The organism is Streptomyces sp. NPDC002055 (assembly GCF_040296705.1).
Classification (GTDB): Bacteria; Actinomycetota; Actinomycetes; order Streptomycetales; family Streptomycetaceae; genus Streptomyces.
Genome location: NZ_JBEOXS010000036.1, coordinates 46,017 through 62,250 on the forward strand (window position 1 = coordinate 46,017; position 16,234 = coordinate 62,250).

Annotated in this window: 15 protein-coding genes; 8 read left to right on the forward strand and 7 right to left on the reverse strand. The window is 69.0% G+C overall.

Features of this window, described 5'->3' with window-relative positions; genetic code table 11:
- Positions 1-179 precede the first annotated feature (179 nt).
- The 5 genes from ABT112_RS22355 to ABT112_RS22375 all read right to left on the reverse strand — a co-directional run bounded on the left by ABT112_RS22355 (position 180) and on the right by ABT112_RS22375 (position 4,481).
- Positions 180-1,232: a 3-oxoacyl-ACP synthase III family protein gene (locus tag ABT112_RS22355; RefSeq protein WP_351512189.1), complete on the reverse strand. Its 1,053-nt coding sequence runs from the start codon at positions 1,230-1,232 to the stop codon at positions 180-182.
- Positions 1,233-1,283: 51 nt separating this feature from the next.
- Positions 1,284-2,096, reverse strand: coding sequence for an arylamine N-acetyltransferase family protein (locus tag ABT112_RS22360; RefSeq protein WP_351512190.1), 813 nt, complete (start codon positions 2,094-2,096; stop codon positions 1,284-1,286).
- Positions 2,097-2,122: 26 nt separating this feature from the next.
- On the reverse strand, positions 2,123-2,935 hold the full coding sequence (locus ABT112_RS22365; protein ID WP_351512192.1) for an arylamine N-acetyltransferase family protein: 813 nt from the start codon (positions 2,933-2,935) through the stop codon (positions 2,123-2,125).
- A gap of 6 nt (positions 2,936-2,941) precedes the next feature.
- Entirely contained in the window at positions 2,942-3,952 is a 1,011-nt protein-coding gene (locus tag ABT112_RS22370) for an amidohydrolase family protein (protein WP_351512194.1), read from the reverse strand.
- 124 nt (positions 3,953-4,076) lie between these two features.
- The gene (locus ABT112_RS22375) at positions 4,077-4,481 is read right to left on the reverse strand and encodes a YybH family protein (protein WP_351512196.1); all 405 of its coding nucleotides are present in this window, start codon (positions 4,479-4,481) and stop codon (positions 4,077-4,079) included.
- A gap of 214 nt (positions 4,482-4,695) precedes the next feature.
- On the opposite strand from ABT112_RS22375, the gene ABT112_RS22380 reads away from it, so the two are divergent.
- Together ABT112_RS22380 and ABT112_RS22385 are read left to right on the forward strand one after the other, a co-directional pair.
- A complete protein-coding gene (locus ABT112_RS22380) occupies positions 4,696-5,376 on the forward strand; it encodes an NAD(P)H-dependent oxidoreductase (protein ID WP_351512198.1) in 681 nt (226 codons plus the stop codon).
- 387 nt (positions 5,377-5,763) lie between these two features.
- The gene (locus ABT112_RS22385; RefSeq protein ID WP_351512200.1) at positions 5,764-6,462 is read left to right on the forward strand and encodes an NAD(P)-dependent oxidoreductase; all 699 of its coding nucleotides are present in this window, start codon (positions 5,764-5,766) and stop codon (positions 6,460-6,462) included.
- A gap of 507 nt (positions 6,463-6,969) precedes the next feature.
- On the opposite strand, the gene ABT112_RS22390 is transcribed toward ABT112_RS22385, so the two are convergent.
- Positions 6,970-7,974, reverse strand: a complete 1,005-nt coding sequence (locus tag ABT112_RS22390) for a 3-oxoacyl-ACP synthase III family protein (RefSeq protein WP_351512202.1) — start codon at positions 7,972-7,974, stop codon at positions 6,970-6,972.
- Between the two features lie 296 nt (positions 7,975-8,270).
- Complete coding sequence (locus ABT112_RS22395) at positions 8,271-8,927, reverse strand: TetR/AcrR family transcriptional regulator C-terminal domain-containing protein (protein ID WP_351512203.1); 657 nt, start codon at positions 8,925-8,927, stop codon at positions 8,271-8,273.
- Between the two features lie 229 nt (positions 8,928-9,156).
- On the opposite strand from ABT112_RS22395, the gene ABT112_RS22400 reads away from it, so the two are divergent.
- The 6 genes from ABT112_RS22400 (at position 9,157) to ABT112_RS22425 (ending at position 16,177) form a co-directional block, all read left to right on the forward strand.
- On the forward strand, positions 9,157-9,807 hold the full coding sequence (locus ABT112_RS22400) for an NAD(P)-dependent oxidoreductase (RefSeq protein ID WP_351512205.1): 651 nt from the start codon (positions 9,157-9,159) through the stop codon (positions 9,805-9,807).
- Between the two features lie 149 nt (positions 9,808-9,956).
- Positions 9,957-11,384, forward strand: a complete 1,428-nt coding sequence (locus ABT112_RS22405) for an IS701 family transposase (RefSeq protein WP_351512207.1) — start codon at positions 9,957-9,959, stop codon at positions 11,382-11,384.
- A gap of 273 nt (positions 11,385-11,657) precedes the next feature.
- Complete coding sequence (locus tag ABT112_RS22410; protein WP_351512209.1) at positions 11,658-12,830, forward strand: 3-deoxy-7-phosphoheptulonate synthase; 1,173 nt, start codon at positions 11,658-11,660, stop codon at positions 12,828-12,830.
- Between the two features lie 50 nt (positions 12,831-12,880).
- Complete coding sequence (locus ABT112_RS22415) at positions 12,881-13,651, forward strand: 2,3-dihydro-2,3-dihydroxybenzoate dehydrogenase (protein ID WP_351512211.1); 771 nt, start codon at positions 12,881-12,883, stop codon at positions 13,649-13,651.
- Between the two features lie 31 nt (positions 13,652-13,682).
- Positions 13,683-14,306 carry an isochorismatase family protein gene (locus tag ABT112_RS22420; RefSeq protein WP_351512212.1) on the forward strand — a complete coding sequence of 208 codons (624 nt, stop codon included), beginning with the start codon at positions 13,683-13,685 and terminating at the stop codon, positions 14,304-14,306.
- The gene (locus tag ABT112_RS22425; protein ID WP_351512214.1) at positions 14,303-16,177 is read left to right on the forward strand and encodes an anthranilate synthase family protein; all 1,875 of its coding nucleotides are present in this window, start codon (positions 14,303-14,305) and stop codon (positions 16,175-16,177) included. The genes ABT112_RS22420 and ABT112_RS22425 overlap by 4 nt, the downstream gene beginning before the upstream one ends.
- Positions 16,178-16,234: the final 57 nt, after the last annotated feature.

Below are 16,234 nucleotides of genomic sequence, written 5' to 3' on the forward strand. Positions count from 1 at the left end.
TCTCGAAAGGACTGCCTCCCCGTGCGTCGAGCGAGGTCTCGAGGCCCAGCAGGCTCCGCCCGGGGAGAAGGACCCCTGAGGGCGCACGGCTGACGACGGGCTGCTCGGAGGGGACGGGGGAGCGGCGTGGCAGGTGAACACGGTCCGGGCCGGAGCCCCTCGGGCAGCCCTGGAGACGTCTACTTCCCTCCGGGGCGGGTCATTCCGGGGACGTCCGCCGCGATGAGGTCCGTGGTGAGCCGGAAGACGAGCGAGCCGAAGAGGAAGCCCGCACCGATCGCTCCGATCACGATGACGTCGCCGCGCCGGGTCCGGGCCTCGTCGGCCAGCCGCCACAGTGCCGTCAGTGGTGAGGCTGCGGCGGTGTTGCCCAGGGTGTCGGCCGTGACGGGGACCCGGTCGGGTGCGGCGCCGGCCATGCGCCCGATGCGCCGCACCAGCTTGGCGTTCGCCTGGTGAACGGCGAAGCCGCTCACCTCGTCGACCGTGACACCAGCCAGCGAGAGGGCCTCGCTCAAGGACTTCGGTACTCGGGTCATCGCCTCCCGCAGCACCACGTTGCCATCCATGAAGATGTAGGGCGACCGGGGGGTCGGAGTCGTCGACGTCGGCACTTCCTGGTCCACACGCCATGCCGTCGGCATGCGGACACCGTCCGAGTAGACATGGCCGAGGTCGTAACTGAGCAGGCCGTCCGCGCCGTCGGTCTTGCGGAGCACCACGGCTCCCGCGGCGTCTCCGAAGAATATGCGGGTGAGCCGCTCCTGCGGATCGGTGATGCCGGAGCCCCGCTCGGCGCAGACGACCAGCGCCGTCTCCAGACCGGGTTCCTGCAGGAGGCAGGCGGCCGTGTACATCCCGTACACGGATGAGGCGCACGCGTGTTGCGTCAGGTCGAGGATCCGTGGGGTCTCGATGCCGACGCGCTCGGCGAGGCTCACTCCCAGGGACGGCATGATCCAGTCCGGGCTCGTGCACGCGACGACCAGCACATCGACATCGCGAGCCCTGATGCCGGCCGCCGCCATGGCCTTTTCAGCCGACTCGACCGCGAGGTCGAGGACTGTTTCGTGTGATTCGAGGAAGCGTCGTTCCAGAATTCCCGTCTTCTCCTCGATCCACTCGGGCGTGGTGTCGAGGGTTTCGCACAACTCCGCGTTGGTGACCACTTTCTCGGGCAACGCCAGTGCGACGCTGCATGGACTGACGGGTACGAGATCCCATGCGGGCATGATGAAGTCCTCCTCGGTGCTGGATTCGGGGCGCTCGGAGAGTTGCGGCGCCTACTTCTCCTCGAACGCCATGCGTACGGAGTCCCGCAAGTACGGGCTCGGCGTGGGGCGCTCGTCCAGCGTGATGCCGAACCACTTCTCGTACGCGTCCAGTACCGCGGCGTCGCCGGCGAGTTGCTCGGTGGTGGTCTCCTTTCCGCGGGTGACGGTCAGCACATCGTCTTTGAGCATCACCCAGCCGTCCTCGGTCGGAAGGGAGCAGAACATGTTCTGCAGAAGCATCGAGTCCGGGCTGGTCCGATACCAGTGGATCGGCTGGTCGAAGTCGGACAGGGACGTCGGGTCGTCGTAGAAGCGGTACTGCGGCTTTCCGTCGCGGAGGACGTCGGTGGCGCGCTCGTCCACCGTGCGGACGGAGAACACGCCGTGCGGATCGCTCTGGGCCTCCGGCGTGTCCAGGGCGATCGGATACCTGCTGCCCTTGCCGAACCCGACGTCGACGAGCCAGCTCCGCCCCTCGATCTCCGTGGTGAGCAGCATGTGGTTGTACGGATCGCGCAGCCGGCCACCGATCCAGACGCGCCCGTGCCGGAGGTGCACGACGAAGCCCAGGGCCTCCAGAAGGAACGAGAAGGCACTGTTGAGTTCTCCGCAGGCTCCGCCGCGGCGCTGGTGCACGATCTTCTCGACGATCCGTTCGTCCTTGTAGTAGATCTCCTTGCCCTGGTGGTAGTCGAGGCTTTCGAAGGGCACCGACAGCACATGGCGTTCGTGGAGGTGGCGCAGCGCGGCAAGGTCGGGCCGGTCGGGCCGGCCGGCCGAGATGCGGTGCAGATAGGCGACCGTCGTCGCTTCGTCCAGCATGCTGTTTCCCCTGTCGGTGTGCGATGTCAGTGGCTGTCGAACGAGAAACGGAGCGAGTCGTTCGTGTACGGGGTCGGCACCGGACGCTTTTCCAGTTTCATGCCGAACCACTTCTCGTAAGCCGCCAGCACCGCGGTGTCGTCGTCGAGTTCCTCGGTCCACTTCCGGTCTCCGGAAACGACGGTCAGCCGGTCGTCCCGCAGGATCACCCAGCCGTCCTCAAGGGGAAGCGAGCAGACGAGGGTCTGCAGGAACGGGGAGTCCGGGCTGGTCCGGTACCACCACATCGTCTGGTGGAAGTCGGCCAGTTCCACCGGCTCCTCGTAGAGGATGTACTGCGGTGTCCCGTTGCGGAGGACCTCGACGGACCGCCGGTCCAGACGCCGCGTGGTGAACTCGCCGTGCGGATCCGGCTGGGGTCCGTCGCAGTCCAGCAGGAGAGGGCGGCGGCTGCTCTTGCCGAACCCGATGTCGGCGATCCACCGGCGGTTGTCGACCGCCACCGTCATCACCACGTGGTGGTACGGGGCTGTGGTCCCGCCTCCCGGGAGGTGGACGCGGCCCTGGTGCAGGGTCACGTCGAACCCCATGGACTTCAGCAGGATGTAGAACGCCGTGTTGATCTCACCGCACAGGCCTCCGCGGCGCCTATGGACGATCTTTTCGACGGCCCGTACGTCCATCTGGATGTCGGCACCGCGGTGGTAGTCGAGGTTGTCGAAGGGCACCGACAGCACATGCCGCTCGTGCAGGTGCCGCAGTGCGTCGGCGTCCAGACGTTTCGGGCGGTCGGCCGAGATGCGGTCCAGGTAGGCGGAGACCGTCTTGTTGTCCAACACGGTGTCTCATACATCCTTTCCGTTGAATCGCTGCAGGAACCGTGGGAAGAGGGCCTCGGCGTTGACGTGCTCCAGCCGGCTCCGCTCCTCGTCGCCGAACCCTTCGTGGTTCATGACGCGGTGGCCGGTGTCGAGCGTGTAGTGCTCGGGCATGAGCGGGAAGTCCGAGCCGACCAGGAGCCGGTCCGCCGGGGCGAAGGACCGCAGGGCGGCAAGGGCATGCGGGTCGCCCGCCATGGCGATGTCGACATAGAGCCGCTGCAGTGAGCCGACCGGGTCCTCGGGCAGCCGGTCCGCGAGCGGCGCGCTGATCAGTCCGCCGCAGGCGAGCCGGCCGGCGTAGAAGGGGACGCCTCCACCGCCGTGCGGCAGAATCACCGGCAGGTCCGGAAACCGCTCCAGCGTTTGGTTGTAGAGGAGTTGGGCGGCCACCCGCACCGACTCGAAGGGAAACTCGTACAGCGAGGCCGGCAGGCCCAGATCCGGCTGGCCGGTCGACGGGGGAACCGTCGGATGCACGAACAACGGACTGCGCCGATGGGCCGCCGCCGCGAAGAGCGGGTCCATCGAGCGGGCCCCGACGTACAGGCCGTCATAGTTGCTCACGAGTCCCACGCCGTCCAGCCCGAGCGTGCCGACGGCGTACTCGAACTCCTCCAGCACGAGGTCCATGTGCGGGAAGGGCAGCGTGGCGAACGCGCCGAACCGGCCGGGGTGCGCGGCGACCAGCTCGGCGAGGTACTCGTTCACCCGGCGGGCGAACCGCGCGGCCGGCTCGGGCTCCAGGGTCGCCGGCACTCCCGGCCAGACGCTCACCACGGCGGCGCGGATGCCGTGCCGGTCCATCATGGCGAGGCTGCCGCGCGCGCTCCAGGTGGGTCTGTCGACCCCGGGAAGTATGGTCGCGACGCCCAGTCGGGCCAGCTCGTCGAGGTAGAAGTCCGGCAGGATGTGGTGATGCACGTCGATGGCTCGCGACCACGGCCTTCCGGTGGCTGCCTGGTTGCTGTCCGGCATCGGTCGTCCTCGGGTTGGGGCGGGTCAAGGGGGAAGTGGCCGCAGGGGGAGGTGGTGGAGCACGGCCTGCGCAGGCAGGCGCCGTGCCCGCACCCCGGCCCGGGTGGTGCCGGGCCCTTGCTGATCAGGCCCGGGTCGTGCCGGGCGGATTGCTGATCAGGCACCTCCAGATGCCGTCGGCGCCACGGCGGAGGATGTCCGCGGCCGTGCCCTCGATGCGCTGGTGCGTTCCGTCCGGCCCGGTGCCTTCGTGCACGTAGTCGCAGATCAGCAGTGCCGTGTCACCGACCGTGTAGATGTGCCGCGGCGACAGCTTGACGGGAAGGCGGTCCGGAAGAGTCTGAGCGGCCGAACTCCACATTTCCTCACCCGCCAGGAACTGGCCCGGAGTGAGAACACGCATGGCGTTCGGATCGAAGAGCTGTTGAATGGCCTCGAGGCTGCCCGAATTGAAGGCCTGCTCGAATGCCGTTGCGATCTCGCCGGGTTCGGTGGGCAGTTTGATCTGTTCGTCTGTGGAATTCGACATGGAAACAGAACAGTGCACCGTTGCAGGGCGCTCAACCCGCCACCCACCAGTTTGTCAGGTCCGGGCCTGTCGGAAGGCCGGGCGACGCGAGCCGTCCGCGAATCTGACGAACTACCGGCGCAGGCCTGGGCAGAGAGCCCGAGGGGCCGTGAGGATGACGCCTCGAACCCGGGGATCCCGCATTCCCCGTGACGACGAAAGGCGAGGAGATTCCATGGTCAAGGTAGCCATCATGTTCCATTCCCGGAGCGGCAACATCTTCGAGCTCGCCACCGCGGCGGCCGCCGCGGTGGAACAGGCAGGTGCCGAGCCGAAGCTGCTCAAGGTCCCCGAGCTCCCGGACCCGATGGTGCTGGACAAGGAGGCCTACGCCGAGCTGGAGACCGCCACCCGTGACATCCCGGTGGCCACACTGGACGACCTGGTGGCGGCGGACGCGATCATGATCGGCACACCGGTCCACTTCGGTCTGCCGGCCCCGGAGGTCCTGAGCTTCATCGACCGCTCGGGTCCGGTCGCCATCCCGGGGAAGCTGGCGAACAAGGTGGCGACCGTGTTCACCTCCGGGTCCGCGGCGCACGCCGGCCAGCAGACGACGATCCTCGCTCTCCACAACGTGCTGTGCCACTGGGGCTGCCTCATCGTCCCCAACGGCTCGAGCGTCGAGATCCTGGCATCCGAGCACAACGGATCGCCCTACGGCACGTGCAGCGTCTCGCGGCACGCGCCGAACAACGTGCACGCGGACAACCGGAAGGCGATCGAGTACCAGGCCCTGCGCCTGGTGGAGGTGGCCACCGCCTATCAGACCGGGCTTCAGCAGCAGGAATCCGCCATCGAGTTCCTCGACTTCGACTTCCTCATGAAGAAGTTCCCCCGCCTGTCCGTGGACTGACGGAATACGGACTGACGACACGTCACCACAGCAGGAACGCAGCGCATCCGCGGCACCTTTGGGCCGGGGGTGCGCTGTATGTCAACGGGCAGGTACGTCCGCCGGGTTCGGAAAATGCCCGTGGTACATTGATCCAGTCATAGATCAATGTTCGAGTGCTCGATCGATGTCCGTCGCCCAGCCGTCATCCGAGACGACAGGCGGGGGTGGCGCAGGGTCGTGAGGACGGCGGGGACACTCGCCGAGAGGGCCGGACAGCCGGTGTGCGCGGCGAGTCCTCCCGTGCGTAACGGACGCGCGGGCCCACGCCGCCCCCGCAATCCCGGTGGACATTCGCGCGGGCACAGGCCCGCGGCCGCACCATGCCGTCCCGCACAGGAGGAACACGTGAAACTGGTCATATTCGGCGCGAACGGCCCGACGGGCCGGCTGACCACGGAACAGGCACTCGCCGAGGGCCATGAGGTCACCGCCGTGACCCGTCAGCCCGACGCGTTCCCGCTGAGCGACGCCCGGTTAAGCGTGGTCAAGGCGGACATCCTGAACGCCGATGAAGTGCACCGCGTGGTGGCCGGCCACGACGTGGTCATCTCCACTGTCGGAGTGCCCTACACCAAGGAGCCGGTGACCGTCTATTCGGAGGGCACCGCGAACGTCATCAAGGCGATGAACGCCCACGGCACCCGGCGCCTGATCTGCGTCAGCTCGATCGGGGCCAACTACGAGGACGCACCCGGTGAGGCGTTCATCTTCCGCAAGGTGATCGTGCCGATCCTGCTCAAGATGGGCCGCCCCCTCTACGACGACACCAGCCGGATGGAGGACATCGTGAGCGCCAGCGGCCTGGACTGGACGGTCGTCCGGCCCGCCGGTCTCTTCGACGCCACGACCACCACCGACTACATCGTCAGCAAGTCCCGTCACCCCGGCTGGTTCACCTCGCGCAGGGACCTCGCGGACGCTCTGGTGCGGGAGGCGGTCGACAACCGCAACATCGGCTCCCGCGTCGAGGTCATCACCACCGAGGGCGTTCCCACCTACTTCCAGGTCTTCGCCAAGGAGGCGCTGCACATCGGTAAGAAGTAGGCCACGTGAGGGACGCCCGGCCTCGCGGAGAGGCCTGGTAAGGGGCGTCGCCGAACGAGGTCGTGCCCGGTGGGGCAATGAGTGGTTCACGCAGGCGCTCGGCTGGGGTTCCCAGCCGAGCGTTGTGCGTGCGCGGCCGTTGAGTGCGGCGCAGCCGTGGCGTCGAGGTGTTCGTAGCTGCGGACGGGCCCGAGACCTTGGGGAAGTAGTGCAGCGGTGGGCCGTTGGTGCCCTCGTGCGAGCCGCGCTGTCGGGAGCCGGGGCGCCGATGCGGCCCGGGACGTCGGTGGCTCCCGCCGGCGATCGGTGATGGGGGAGACGCTCTTCCTCGTGCAGGTACCGCGTCGAGGGCGCGGACGGCGGCACCACCGGGCGAACCGGTCGTGCCGCCTTGTTCCAGCCGGACGGCCTGCGGCCGTTGCACCGGCGACTGCCGGCCGTCGCGGTGATCGAGACGATCCGGCACGCGTCGTTCCAGAGCCGGAGCCCGAGCCGGACGTATCCCGGTCAGCCGGCCCGCATCAGCGTCAGCCCCATGGACATCCCGCCGCCGAACGCCGCCAGCAGGGTCAGGTCACCAGGGGCCACGGCGCCCGAACGGGACAGACGATCGAGGGTTATGGGGACCGAGGCGGCCCCGGTATTGCCGTACTCCGTCACGGTGGTGGCCATCCGGGCAGGGGGGATGCCCAGCTGGTCGGACATGCTCTCCAGGAGCCGTCCGTTGGCCTGGTGCGGCACGAAGTGCGCGATGTCGTCCTCGGTCACACCGTTGTCCTTGAGGAAATCCCGGATACCGGGGACCACTTGGGTCTCGACGAACTCGGTGACGCCCCGGCCGTTCATGGAGAAGTACTGCATACCGTCGCGCAGCGTCTCCTCCGTCGCCGGCATACGGCTGCCTCCGCCGGGCACACCGATCAGCTCACGCGCGGAGGCGAAGCTGGCCAGCCTGGTGGAGATCAGCCGCTGACGGCCGCCCGGGCCCAGGACGACGGCGCCGGCACCGTCTCCGAACAGCACGATCGTGCGGCGGTCCGTGGGCGAGAGGATGCGTGAGTACACGTCGGCGCCGATGACCAGGGCGTAGTCGGCCGACGTGTCGCCGAGCATCCGCTCGGCGATCGACAGGGCGAACGTGAAGCCGCTGCAGACCGAGTTGACGTCGCAGGCGGCGGTTCCGTGTCCGGCGCCCAGCTCGTCGGCGACGACACAGGCCGTCGCCGGCTGCGGAGAGTCCGGTGTGGAGGTCGCCACGACGATGAGACCGAGCTCGGCGGCAGTGATCCCGGCCTGCTCCAGGGCCGCCCGGGCGGCCGCGACGGCGAGGTCCGAGGTCGCCTCCTCGGGCTTCGCCCAGCGCCGCTCACGAATCGCGGTCTTGCGCAGGATGGCCACCTCGGACACCCCGGCCAGGGCGCTCATGTCCTTGTTGGTCATCACGCGACTGGGCACGTAGGACCCTGTCCCGATCACGCCCCGTGCGTCCTGGGTGGCATCGCATGTGATCATGATCTGCTCCAATGTCGTCCTGACTGGTACCGGCCACACGCCCGCGTCTGCCGCGACGGGGAACGGGGCCCGCGGCCTCCGCTGTTCGTGTGCCGTGTCGCCCGCCGCTCACTGTGGCTCGGCCGACTGCGGCGCCCCGGCGCTGTGCGGGGGCACAGCGCGCCGGGTACGGCGAATCCGCATGAGATCAGGACACTCGGCGCTCGGTCCCGGGTCCAGCAGGATCCTGCGGATCTGTCAGATGACCTGCCGCCGAGCGATCGACTCCGGCCATCCGCCGGGCCGGGAAGGGCTGTTCAGCCGGTGGCGGGGAGCTGGGCCTCCAGGCCGTCGAGGACGAGCTGCACGCCCAGGTGGAAGTTTTCCTCCCAGTCCTCGTCGAGCATGTACTCGTACTCCACGAGCGTCGGGTACGTGTCCAGTTGCCCGCGCAACTGCTCCTGCGCCGCGGCCCGTTCGGCCTTCGACCACTGGAGGTTGGACTGGCTCGCCGCGGAGCCGAGGACGTGGTTGTACAGTAGCCAACAGGTGGCCTGCGTTTGCTGTGCCTTGAATCCGGCGTACGACAGCGTGGCCTGGAGGAATTCCAGCCAGGTGAGGAAGTTCGGCCCGATCGACGGTCGCTGACGCAGTGGCAGCGCCGCGGACCAAGGGTGCCGCAGGAGCATGGCCCGACACCCGGAGAGGAGGGCCACGACGTTCTCCTGCCAGTTTCCGTCATGCCCGTCGGGGAGCGGGGCCTCGGCGAAGATGGCATCGGTCGCCAGGTCGACGACGTCGTCCTTGGTGTCGATGTGCCAGTACAGCGACGTGGCGCCGACGCCGAGCCGTTCTGCCAGGTGGCGCATGGTCAGCCGCTCCATGCCCTCCTCGTCCAGCAGAGCGATCGCGGCCTCGGTGATGCGCGTCCTGGTCAGCGGTGGCTCGTGGCGTGGCGCAGGCGGTCGGCGCAACCAGATGCTCTGCTCGGAACCCGAGCCCGTACGACCGTTCCCCCGTGACTTGCCCACGTTGATACCACCAACCTTTCCGGCCCATCCTACGCGGGCGAACTCAGCGTAGTACATTGATCCACGTACTCGAACAATGTACGAGTACTCGATCCATGTTCTACTGCCCCCTCATGTGCGCCCCCCGCCGCACACAGGTCCGGCCACCCGGCCCTCCGCCAGGAAGGAACGCATGAAGTTGGTCGTGTTCGGCGCCAACAGCCCCACGGGTCGTCTGGTCACGGCCATGGCCGTGACCGCGGGGCACACGGTCACCGCGATCACCCGGCGGCCGGCCGACTTCCCGTTCTTCGACTTCCGGGTGCAGGCCGCCGCCGCGGACGCCATGGATGCCGACGCGGTGGACTGGGTCGTGCGCGACCACGACGCGGTCGTCTCGGTGATCGGCTCGCCGCCCTCGATGAGCCCCGTCACGGTCTGCTCCCAGGTCACCTACAACATCGTCAAGGCGATGATCAACCACGGTGTGCGGCGGCTGCTCTGCGTCGGTTCCGTCGACCTCGACGCCCCGGACCTCTCCCGCGTCTCCCTCCGTCGTCAGCGGGCGATCCGCCCGCTGGTCCTCGCGTTGAGCCGTGCCGTCCAGGAGGACGTGCGGGGTATGGAGGGCATCGTCCGCGAGACCGGGCTCGACTGGACCGTCTTCCGCCCGGGGCGTCTCCTCTCCGGGAGTCATGTGACGGACTATCGGACGACCGTGCGCCCGTTGCCGTGCCCGCTCACCTCCCGGGCCGACATCGCCCACGCACTCGTCCGCGAGCTCACGAACGGCGACCACCTGGGCGAGACCGTCTTCGTCACCAGCGCCCGCCGCATGCGCTGAAAAGCGTGCCGACTTCCGCGACCGCCCGAATTGGATCCGTCGCAAGTATCAGGCAAAGCGGCCCCTTTGGTGTACCGCCCACTTTTTCCTGATCTGCAGGGAAAGCGGCAGCGTCCGCCATGGGGCGTTTTCGCACGTCGGTGGGGTAGGTGACAGATCTGCGCCCTGTCTGGTGGTGCCAAGATTGGCTCGTCGATAAAGTGATGTCCCGTTTGGTCTGGATTGCCCTCGCGCTTGCCGGCCGAAGGGTGTTCAGATGGTTTGTCAACCGTCCACAGGTCATCTTTTCGAGCCTGCCGGGACAGCTATTCGGGGGGTCCTTTTTGAATGCAGCCGGGTTTCAGCTGGCAACGATGGACAAGCGCCGGGAAAATTCGAATCAACTGTTCGGTGAGAACGTTTCGCCGGATGAATTACTGCGAGATATCTCGACATCGCTCCTGGCTTCCCTGCCGCGTGCCGATCAGCGCAAGAAGGGCGTCGAGTACGTCAGGGGCCTCCTGGAGGTTCCCGGACGCAAGTCGATCAGGAATATCGCGAGTCTCATCGGAGGCCGGGCGACCGACCAGAGCCTGCACCATTTCATCAGCGAGTCGACGTGGGACTGGTCGCCGGTGCGCCACGCGCTCGCCCGCTATCTGGTGCCCCGTTTACCGGTCGAGGCCTGGGTGGTGCAGGACACGGTGATCCGCAAGGCGGGGCAGCACTCGGTCGGCGTGGACCGCAGGTTCGTCCCGGCCGAGGGGCGGGTGTTGAACGCTCAGCAGGCGATCGGTGTCTGGGCGGCTTCCGGATGCCGGAGCAGCCCTGTCGACTGGGGACTCCATCTGCCCCCGACATGGATCGGCGACCGGTCGCTGCGCAGCCGGGCGTCGATTCCGGACAGTACTGAGGTGGAGACTCTGTCCGACCGGGCCGTCAGATTGTGCCTGGGCCTGGCATCGGAATGGGGGATGCCGGTGCGACCGGTGGTGCTGGACGCCAGCTCCCTGAACCTCCCCATGCTCTTCGACCGTCTGGGGCGCAAGGGCATCCCCCTGCTGGCCCGGGTCGACCAGTCGGTTCCGCTGCTCGTCTCGGACCCGGCGCTCACGGGCCATCGCGGCTCGGCGGGCATGCCGGCCGGCGATGTCATACGCGCGGCCAGCGGCACCAGGCAGCCCGTCCAGTGGCGCGAGTTCGGCCGGTGCGGTGGCGTGCGGTCGGGCCTGATCTCGAGCGTCGCCGTCCGACTGGCTCCGGGGCGAACGGGAAGGGTGCGGGCGGGAGGCGGCCGGCGGCTGGCCCTGATCGGACTCGCCGGAGCCGGACAGCAGAACGAGCCCCAGCTGTGGCTCACCAACCTCACGTCGCACCAGCCGACTTCGCTGCTCACCTTGTTCCCCCTGCTGGACCGGGTTCGGGACGACTACCGAGAGGTAGCCATGAACGTGGGCATCGAGGACTACGTGGGTCGTTCGTTCGACGGCTGGCACCGTCATATGACCCTTGCCTCGGCCGCCCACGCCATCGCCGTGCTGACCGGCCCGGGCCAGGTGTGGAACGGGCGGGCGGGGAGAGCGGAACCCGGCACCTGACGAAGTGGACCGCGGCGTGTTGTTGCGGTCCACTCCCCATTGCAGGATCGGGCTGTCGGTCGAATCGTCGGCCGTCGGGCCGTGTCTGTCCGGCCCGTGACCGGTCGTGTTCCGACCATGGCCTGCCCGAGAGCGGCGTGTTCGCGGGCCCATCAGTGGAGTGGGAGCGTCCGGCTCCCGCACCTGCGTGCACGGTATCCCGCGCGATCCGTGCCTCACGGCAACCGCGGGACATATCCGCGGACCGAACCATCCGCTAGGGGAGAGACTTCAGTGGACAACCCTGTGCTCGACATCGGTTCGAAACCGGCCCAGCAGCAGCCGGGCTGGGACGACGCGGAAAGCGTACGGCGGGTGAGGCGGCAGCTCCTGGCCTCCCCGGGGCTCGTCACCCCCGAGGACGTACGCACCTTGCGTTCGGTGCTGGCCGTCGTCGCCGGAGGAGGAGCCCACGTGGTGCAGGCGGGTGACTGCGCCGAGGACCCCGCGGAGTGCACCGAGTCCCAGGTCGCCCGCAAGACGGGCTTGCTGGACGTGCTCGCGGGCGAATTGAAGAGCCGCACCCACCGGCCCGTGGTCCGTGTCGGGAGGATGGCCGGCCAGTTCGGCAAGCCCCGTTCGAAACCGACGGAGTGGGTCGGTGACCAGGAACTCCCCGTCTACCGGGGCCACATGGTCAACGGGCCTGATCCCGACCTCATGGCCAGGCGGCCGGACCCCCAGCGCATGCTGGCCTGCTACCGCGCCTCCGGCGCGGTGATGCGCCATCTGGGCTGGCACCGCGGGCCGGGGGAACCGGGCATCGATCCCCCGGTGTGGACCAGCCACGAGGCCCTGGTGCTCGACTACGAAGTACCGCTGGTGCGCGAGGACTCCACCGGGGCACTGTTCCTCACCAGCACGCACTGGCCCTGGATCGGCGATCGCACCCGACAGCCGGACGGCGCTCATGTCGCGCTGCTCTCCGCGGTGGCCAATCCGGTCGCCTGCAAGGTGGGCCCGGGAATGACGGCGGAACAGCTGCTCGACCTGTGCGAACGCCTCGACCCGGCGCGCGAGCCCGGCCGGCTGACACTGATCGCCCGCATGGGGGCGCAGCTCGTGGCGCACCGGCTGCCGTCGCTCGTGGCAGCGGTGCGGGAAGCGGGGCATCCCGCCGTCTGGCTCTGCGATCCGATGCACGCCAACACGGTCACCACACCCAACGGGCGCAAGACCCGCTACCTCGACTGGATCGCGCGGGAGGCACGGGACTTCCGGTCCGCGGTGCTGTCGGCCGGGGGGATCGCCGGTGGACTGCATCTGGAGACCACCGCGGACGACGTGACCGAATGCGCACAGAGTCCCTCGGACACGGATCGGGTCGGCGACCACTACACCAGCCTGTGCGACCCGCGGCTGCGCCCGGAGCAGGCCGTGTCCGTGGTCGCGGCCTGGGGGGACTGAGGACACCCTCGGCCCCGGACTCACCCCAACTCGTATGAAAGAGGACCTACATGGACGGCAAGATCGCTCTGGTCACGGGGGCGGCAGGGGGGATCGGCGCCGCGGTGGCCCACGCGCTCGGCGCCCGCGGCGCCACGGTGGCCGTCGTGGACCGCGACGCGGACGGGGTCCTGCACACCGTGCAGAAGCTGACCGCCGACGGCGTGAACGCCGAGGGGTTCCCGGCCGACATCACCGACCGCACCGAGGTCGGCCACGTGATCGACTCGGTCGAACAGCGGCTGGGGCCGGTGGATCACCTGGTCAACGCGGCAGGGGTGCTGCGTCTGGCCGAGGCGCGGCACCTGACCGACGAGGACTGGGACGCCACCCTCGCGGTGAACGCCACCGGGGTGTTCACGATGTCACGTGCGGTGGTCAACCGGATGGTGCCGCGTGGTCGCGGCGCCATCGTCACCGTGGCCTCGAACGCGGCCGGCACGGCGCGCACGCAGATGGCCGCGTACGCCGCCTCCAAGGCCGCCGCCACGATGTTCACCAAGTGCCTGGGCCTGGAAGTGGCCCGGCACGGCATCCGGTGCAATGTGGTGGCTCCCGGCTCCACCGACACCCCGATGCTCAGCTCCATGTGGCAGGACGGGAGCGGCCGCCGGACCACGATCGCGGGTCGGCCCGACGAGTACCGGGTCGGCATTCCGCTCGGCAAGCTGGCCATGCCCTCGGACATCGCCGCCGCCGTGGCCTTCCTGCTCTCCGACGAGGCCGGACACATCACCCTGCACAGCCTCACGGTGGACGGCGGCGCCACTCTCGGCGTGTAGGCACGGCGCGATCATACGAGGCGGAGAAGACATGAGTGGGATACCTCCCATCGAACCCTACGAACTGCCCCGTGCGGGCGAGCTGCCCGTCCCCGTCCCGTCGTGGACGGTCGATCCCCGGCGCGCGGTCCTGCTGGTGCACGACATGCAGCGCTACTTCCTCCGGGCGTTGCCGGAGCCGCTGCGGGAAGCGTTGCTGTCGAACGCCGTGCAGCTGCGCACACGCTGCGCCGAACGGGGCATCCCCGTCGCGTACACGGCGCAGCCCGGCGACATGGACGACGCGGAGCGCGGTCTGCTGAAGGACTTCTGGGGGCCGGGCATGCGGCGTTCCCCCGCCGATCGCGAGATCACGGCGGAACTTGCCCCGGCACCCGAGGACTGGATGTTCACCAAATGGCGCTACAGCGCCTTCTTCCGGTCCGGCCTGCTCGAGCGCATGCGTGCGCACGGCCGTGACCAGCTGATCATCTGTGGGGTGTATGCGCACGTGGGCGTGCTGATGACCGCGGTCGACGCGTTCACCCACGACATCGAGACCTTTCTGGTGGCCGACGCCATCGCCGATTTCTCCGCCGCCGATCACCGGTCGGCGCTCGACTACGCAGCGCGCCGCTGCGCCGTCGTCTCCACGGCCAAGGAGGTCGTCGCGTGACATCCGATCTGCTCGGCAGGGTGCTGGCACCGAACCCGCCGCCCTTCGCGCTGCTCCACCGGCCCACGGCGGGCGACGGCGGACAGCTGGAGGTGCTCGTCGGCGAGGTGAGCAGCCGGCCCACTCTCGGGTCCATTCCGCTGCCGGAGCCGTCGGCCGCCGACGGCCGGGCCCGCCACGACGCGCTGGTCCTGGTGCCCTACCGGCAGATCGGCGAGCGCGGGTACGCCGGCGTCGACGACGGTGCGCCCTTGCTCACCCTGCAGGTGACCGACCAGGAGACGATCCCCCTCGCCGAGGCTCTGCCGCGGTTCGCCCGTACGCCGACCCGGCTGGTGGACGGGCACTTCGCACCCGACGACGACACCTATGCCGACACGGTGCGGAAGGTGATCGCGAACGAGATCGGCATGGGCGAGGGCGCGAACTTCGTCATCAAGCGCTCGTACCGGGCGCGGATCGGTGACTACACCCCGGGCAGCGCCCTGTCCTTCTTCCGCAATCTGCTGGAGACCGAGTCCGGCGCCTACTGGACCCATGTCGTGCACACCGGAAGCCGCACCTTCGTCGGCGCCTCGCCGGAGCGGCACGTGAGCCTGTCCGGCGGCACGGCCACGATGAACCCGATCAGCGGCACCTATCGCTATCCGGCCTCCGGCCCCGAACTGTCACAGGTACTGGGGTTCCTCGCCGACCGCAAGGAGACCGACGAGCTGTACATGGTCCTCGACGAGGAACTGAAGATGATGGCCCGCATCTGCGACACCGGAGGCACGGTGGTCGGGCCGTATCTGAAGGAGATGGCCCGGCTCGCACACACCGAGTACCTCATCGAGGGGCGCAGCACCCGCGATCCGCGGGAGATCCTGCGGGAGACGCTGCTCGCTCCCACGGTCACCGGGAGCCCCTTGGAGAGCGCCTGCCGGGTGATCGCGCGGTACGAGCCCGAGGGCCGCGGCTACTACAGCGGCGTCGCGGCACTGATCGGCAGGGACGGACAGGGCGCCCGCACACTGGATTCCTGCATCCTCATCCGTACCGCGGAGATCGACCGGGCCGGCCGCGTCGACATCGGGGTCGGTGCCACGGTCGTGCGTCACTCCGATCCGGATTCCGAGGTCGCGGAGACGAAGGCGAAGGCGGCCGGGTTGCTCGCGGCCCTGGAAGGAGGGCGGACCGCCCGCTTCGCCGATCATCCGCACGTGCGCGCCGCGCTGGCGGAACGCAACGCCTCCGTCGCCGGCTTCTGGCTCGGCGGGCTCGACGCGCGCACCCCCGCGGTGCCTGCGCTGGCCGGGGCCCGGGTGCTGGTCATCGACGCGGAGGACACCTTCACCGCGATGGTCGACCACCAACTGCGGGCTCTGGGACTGTCGGTGACGGTATGCCGGTTCGACGAGGACTATGTGCCGGCCGACCACGACCTCGTGGTGCTCGGCCCCGGCCCCGGGGACCCCCGGGCCGCCGGGCATCCGAAGATCGCACGGCTGCGGGCGGTCGTCGACACGCTCCTGGCCGAGCGCCGCCCGTTCCTCGCCGTGTGCCTCAGCCACCAGGTGCTCTGCACCCGGCTGGGGTTCGAGCTGGCGCGCCGTGAGGTGCCCAACCAGGGAGCGCAACGGGAGATCGACTTCTTCGGGGCACGCGAGACGGTCGGCTTCTACAACACCTTCGCCGCGTGGTCGTCCGAGGACAAGGTCGAGTGTGAGGGCGTGGGCCCGGTGGAGTTGAGCCGGGACGGGGAGAGCGGCGAGGTGCACGCCCTGCGCGGACCGCACTTCGCGTCCGTGCAGTTCCACGCCGAGTCGGTGCTCAGTCGGGACGGCGTGCGCATCTTCGCCGAGCTGCTGTCCGGCCTCGTCCGCAGGTGACATCCGGGACGCGCGACGTCGAGAGGCGGCTGTGCGGTGGGCCGAGTGCCCACCGCA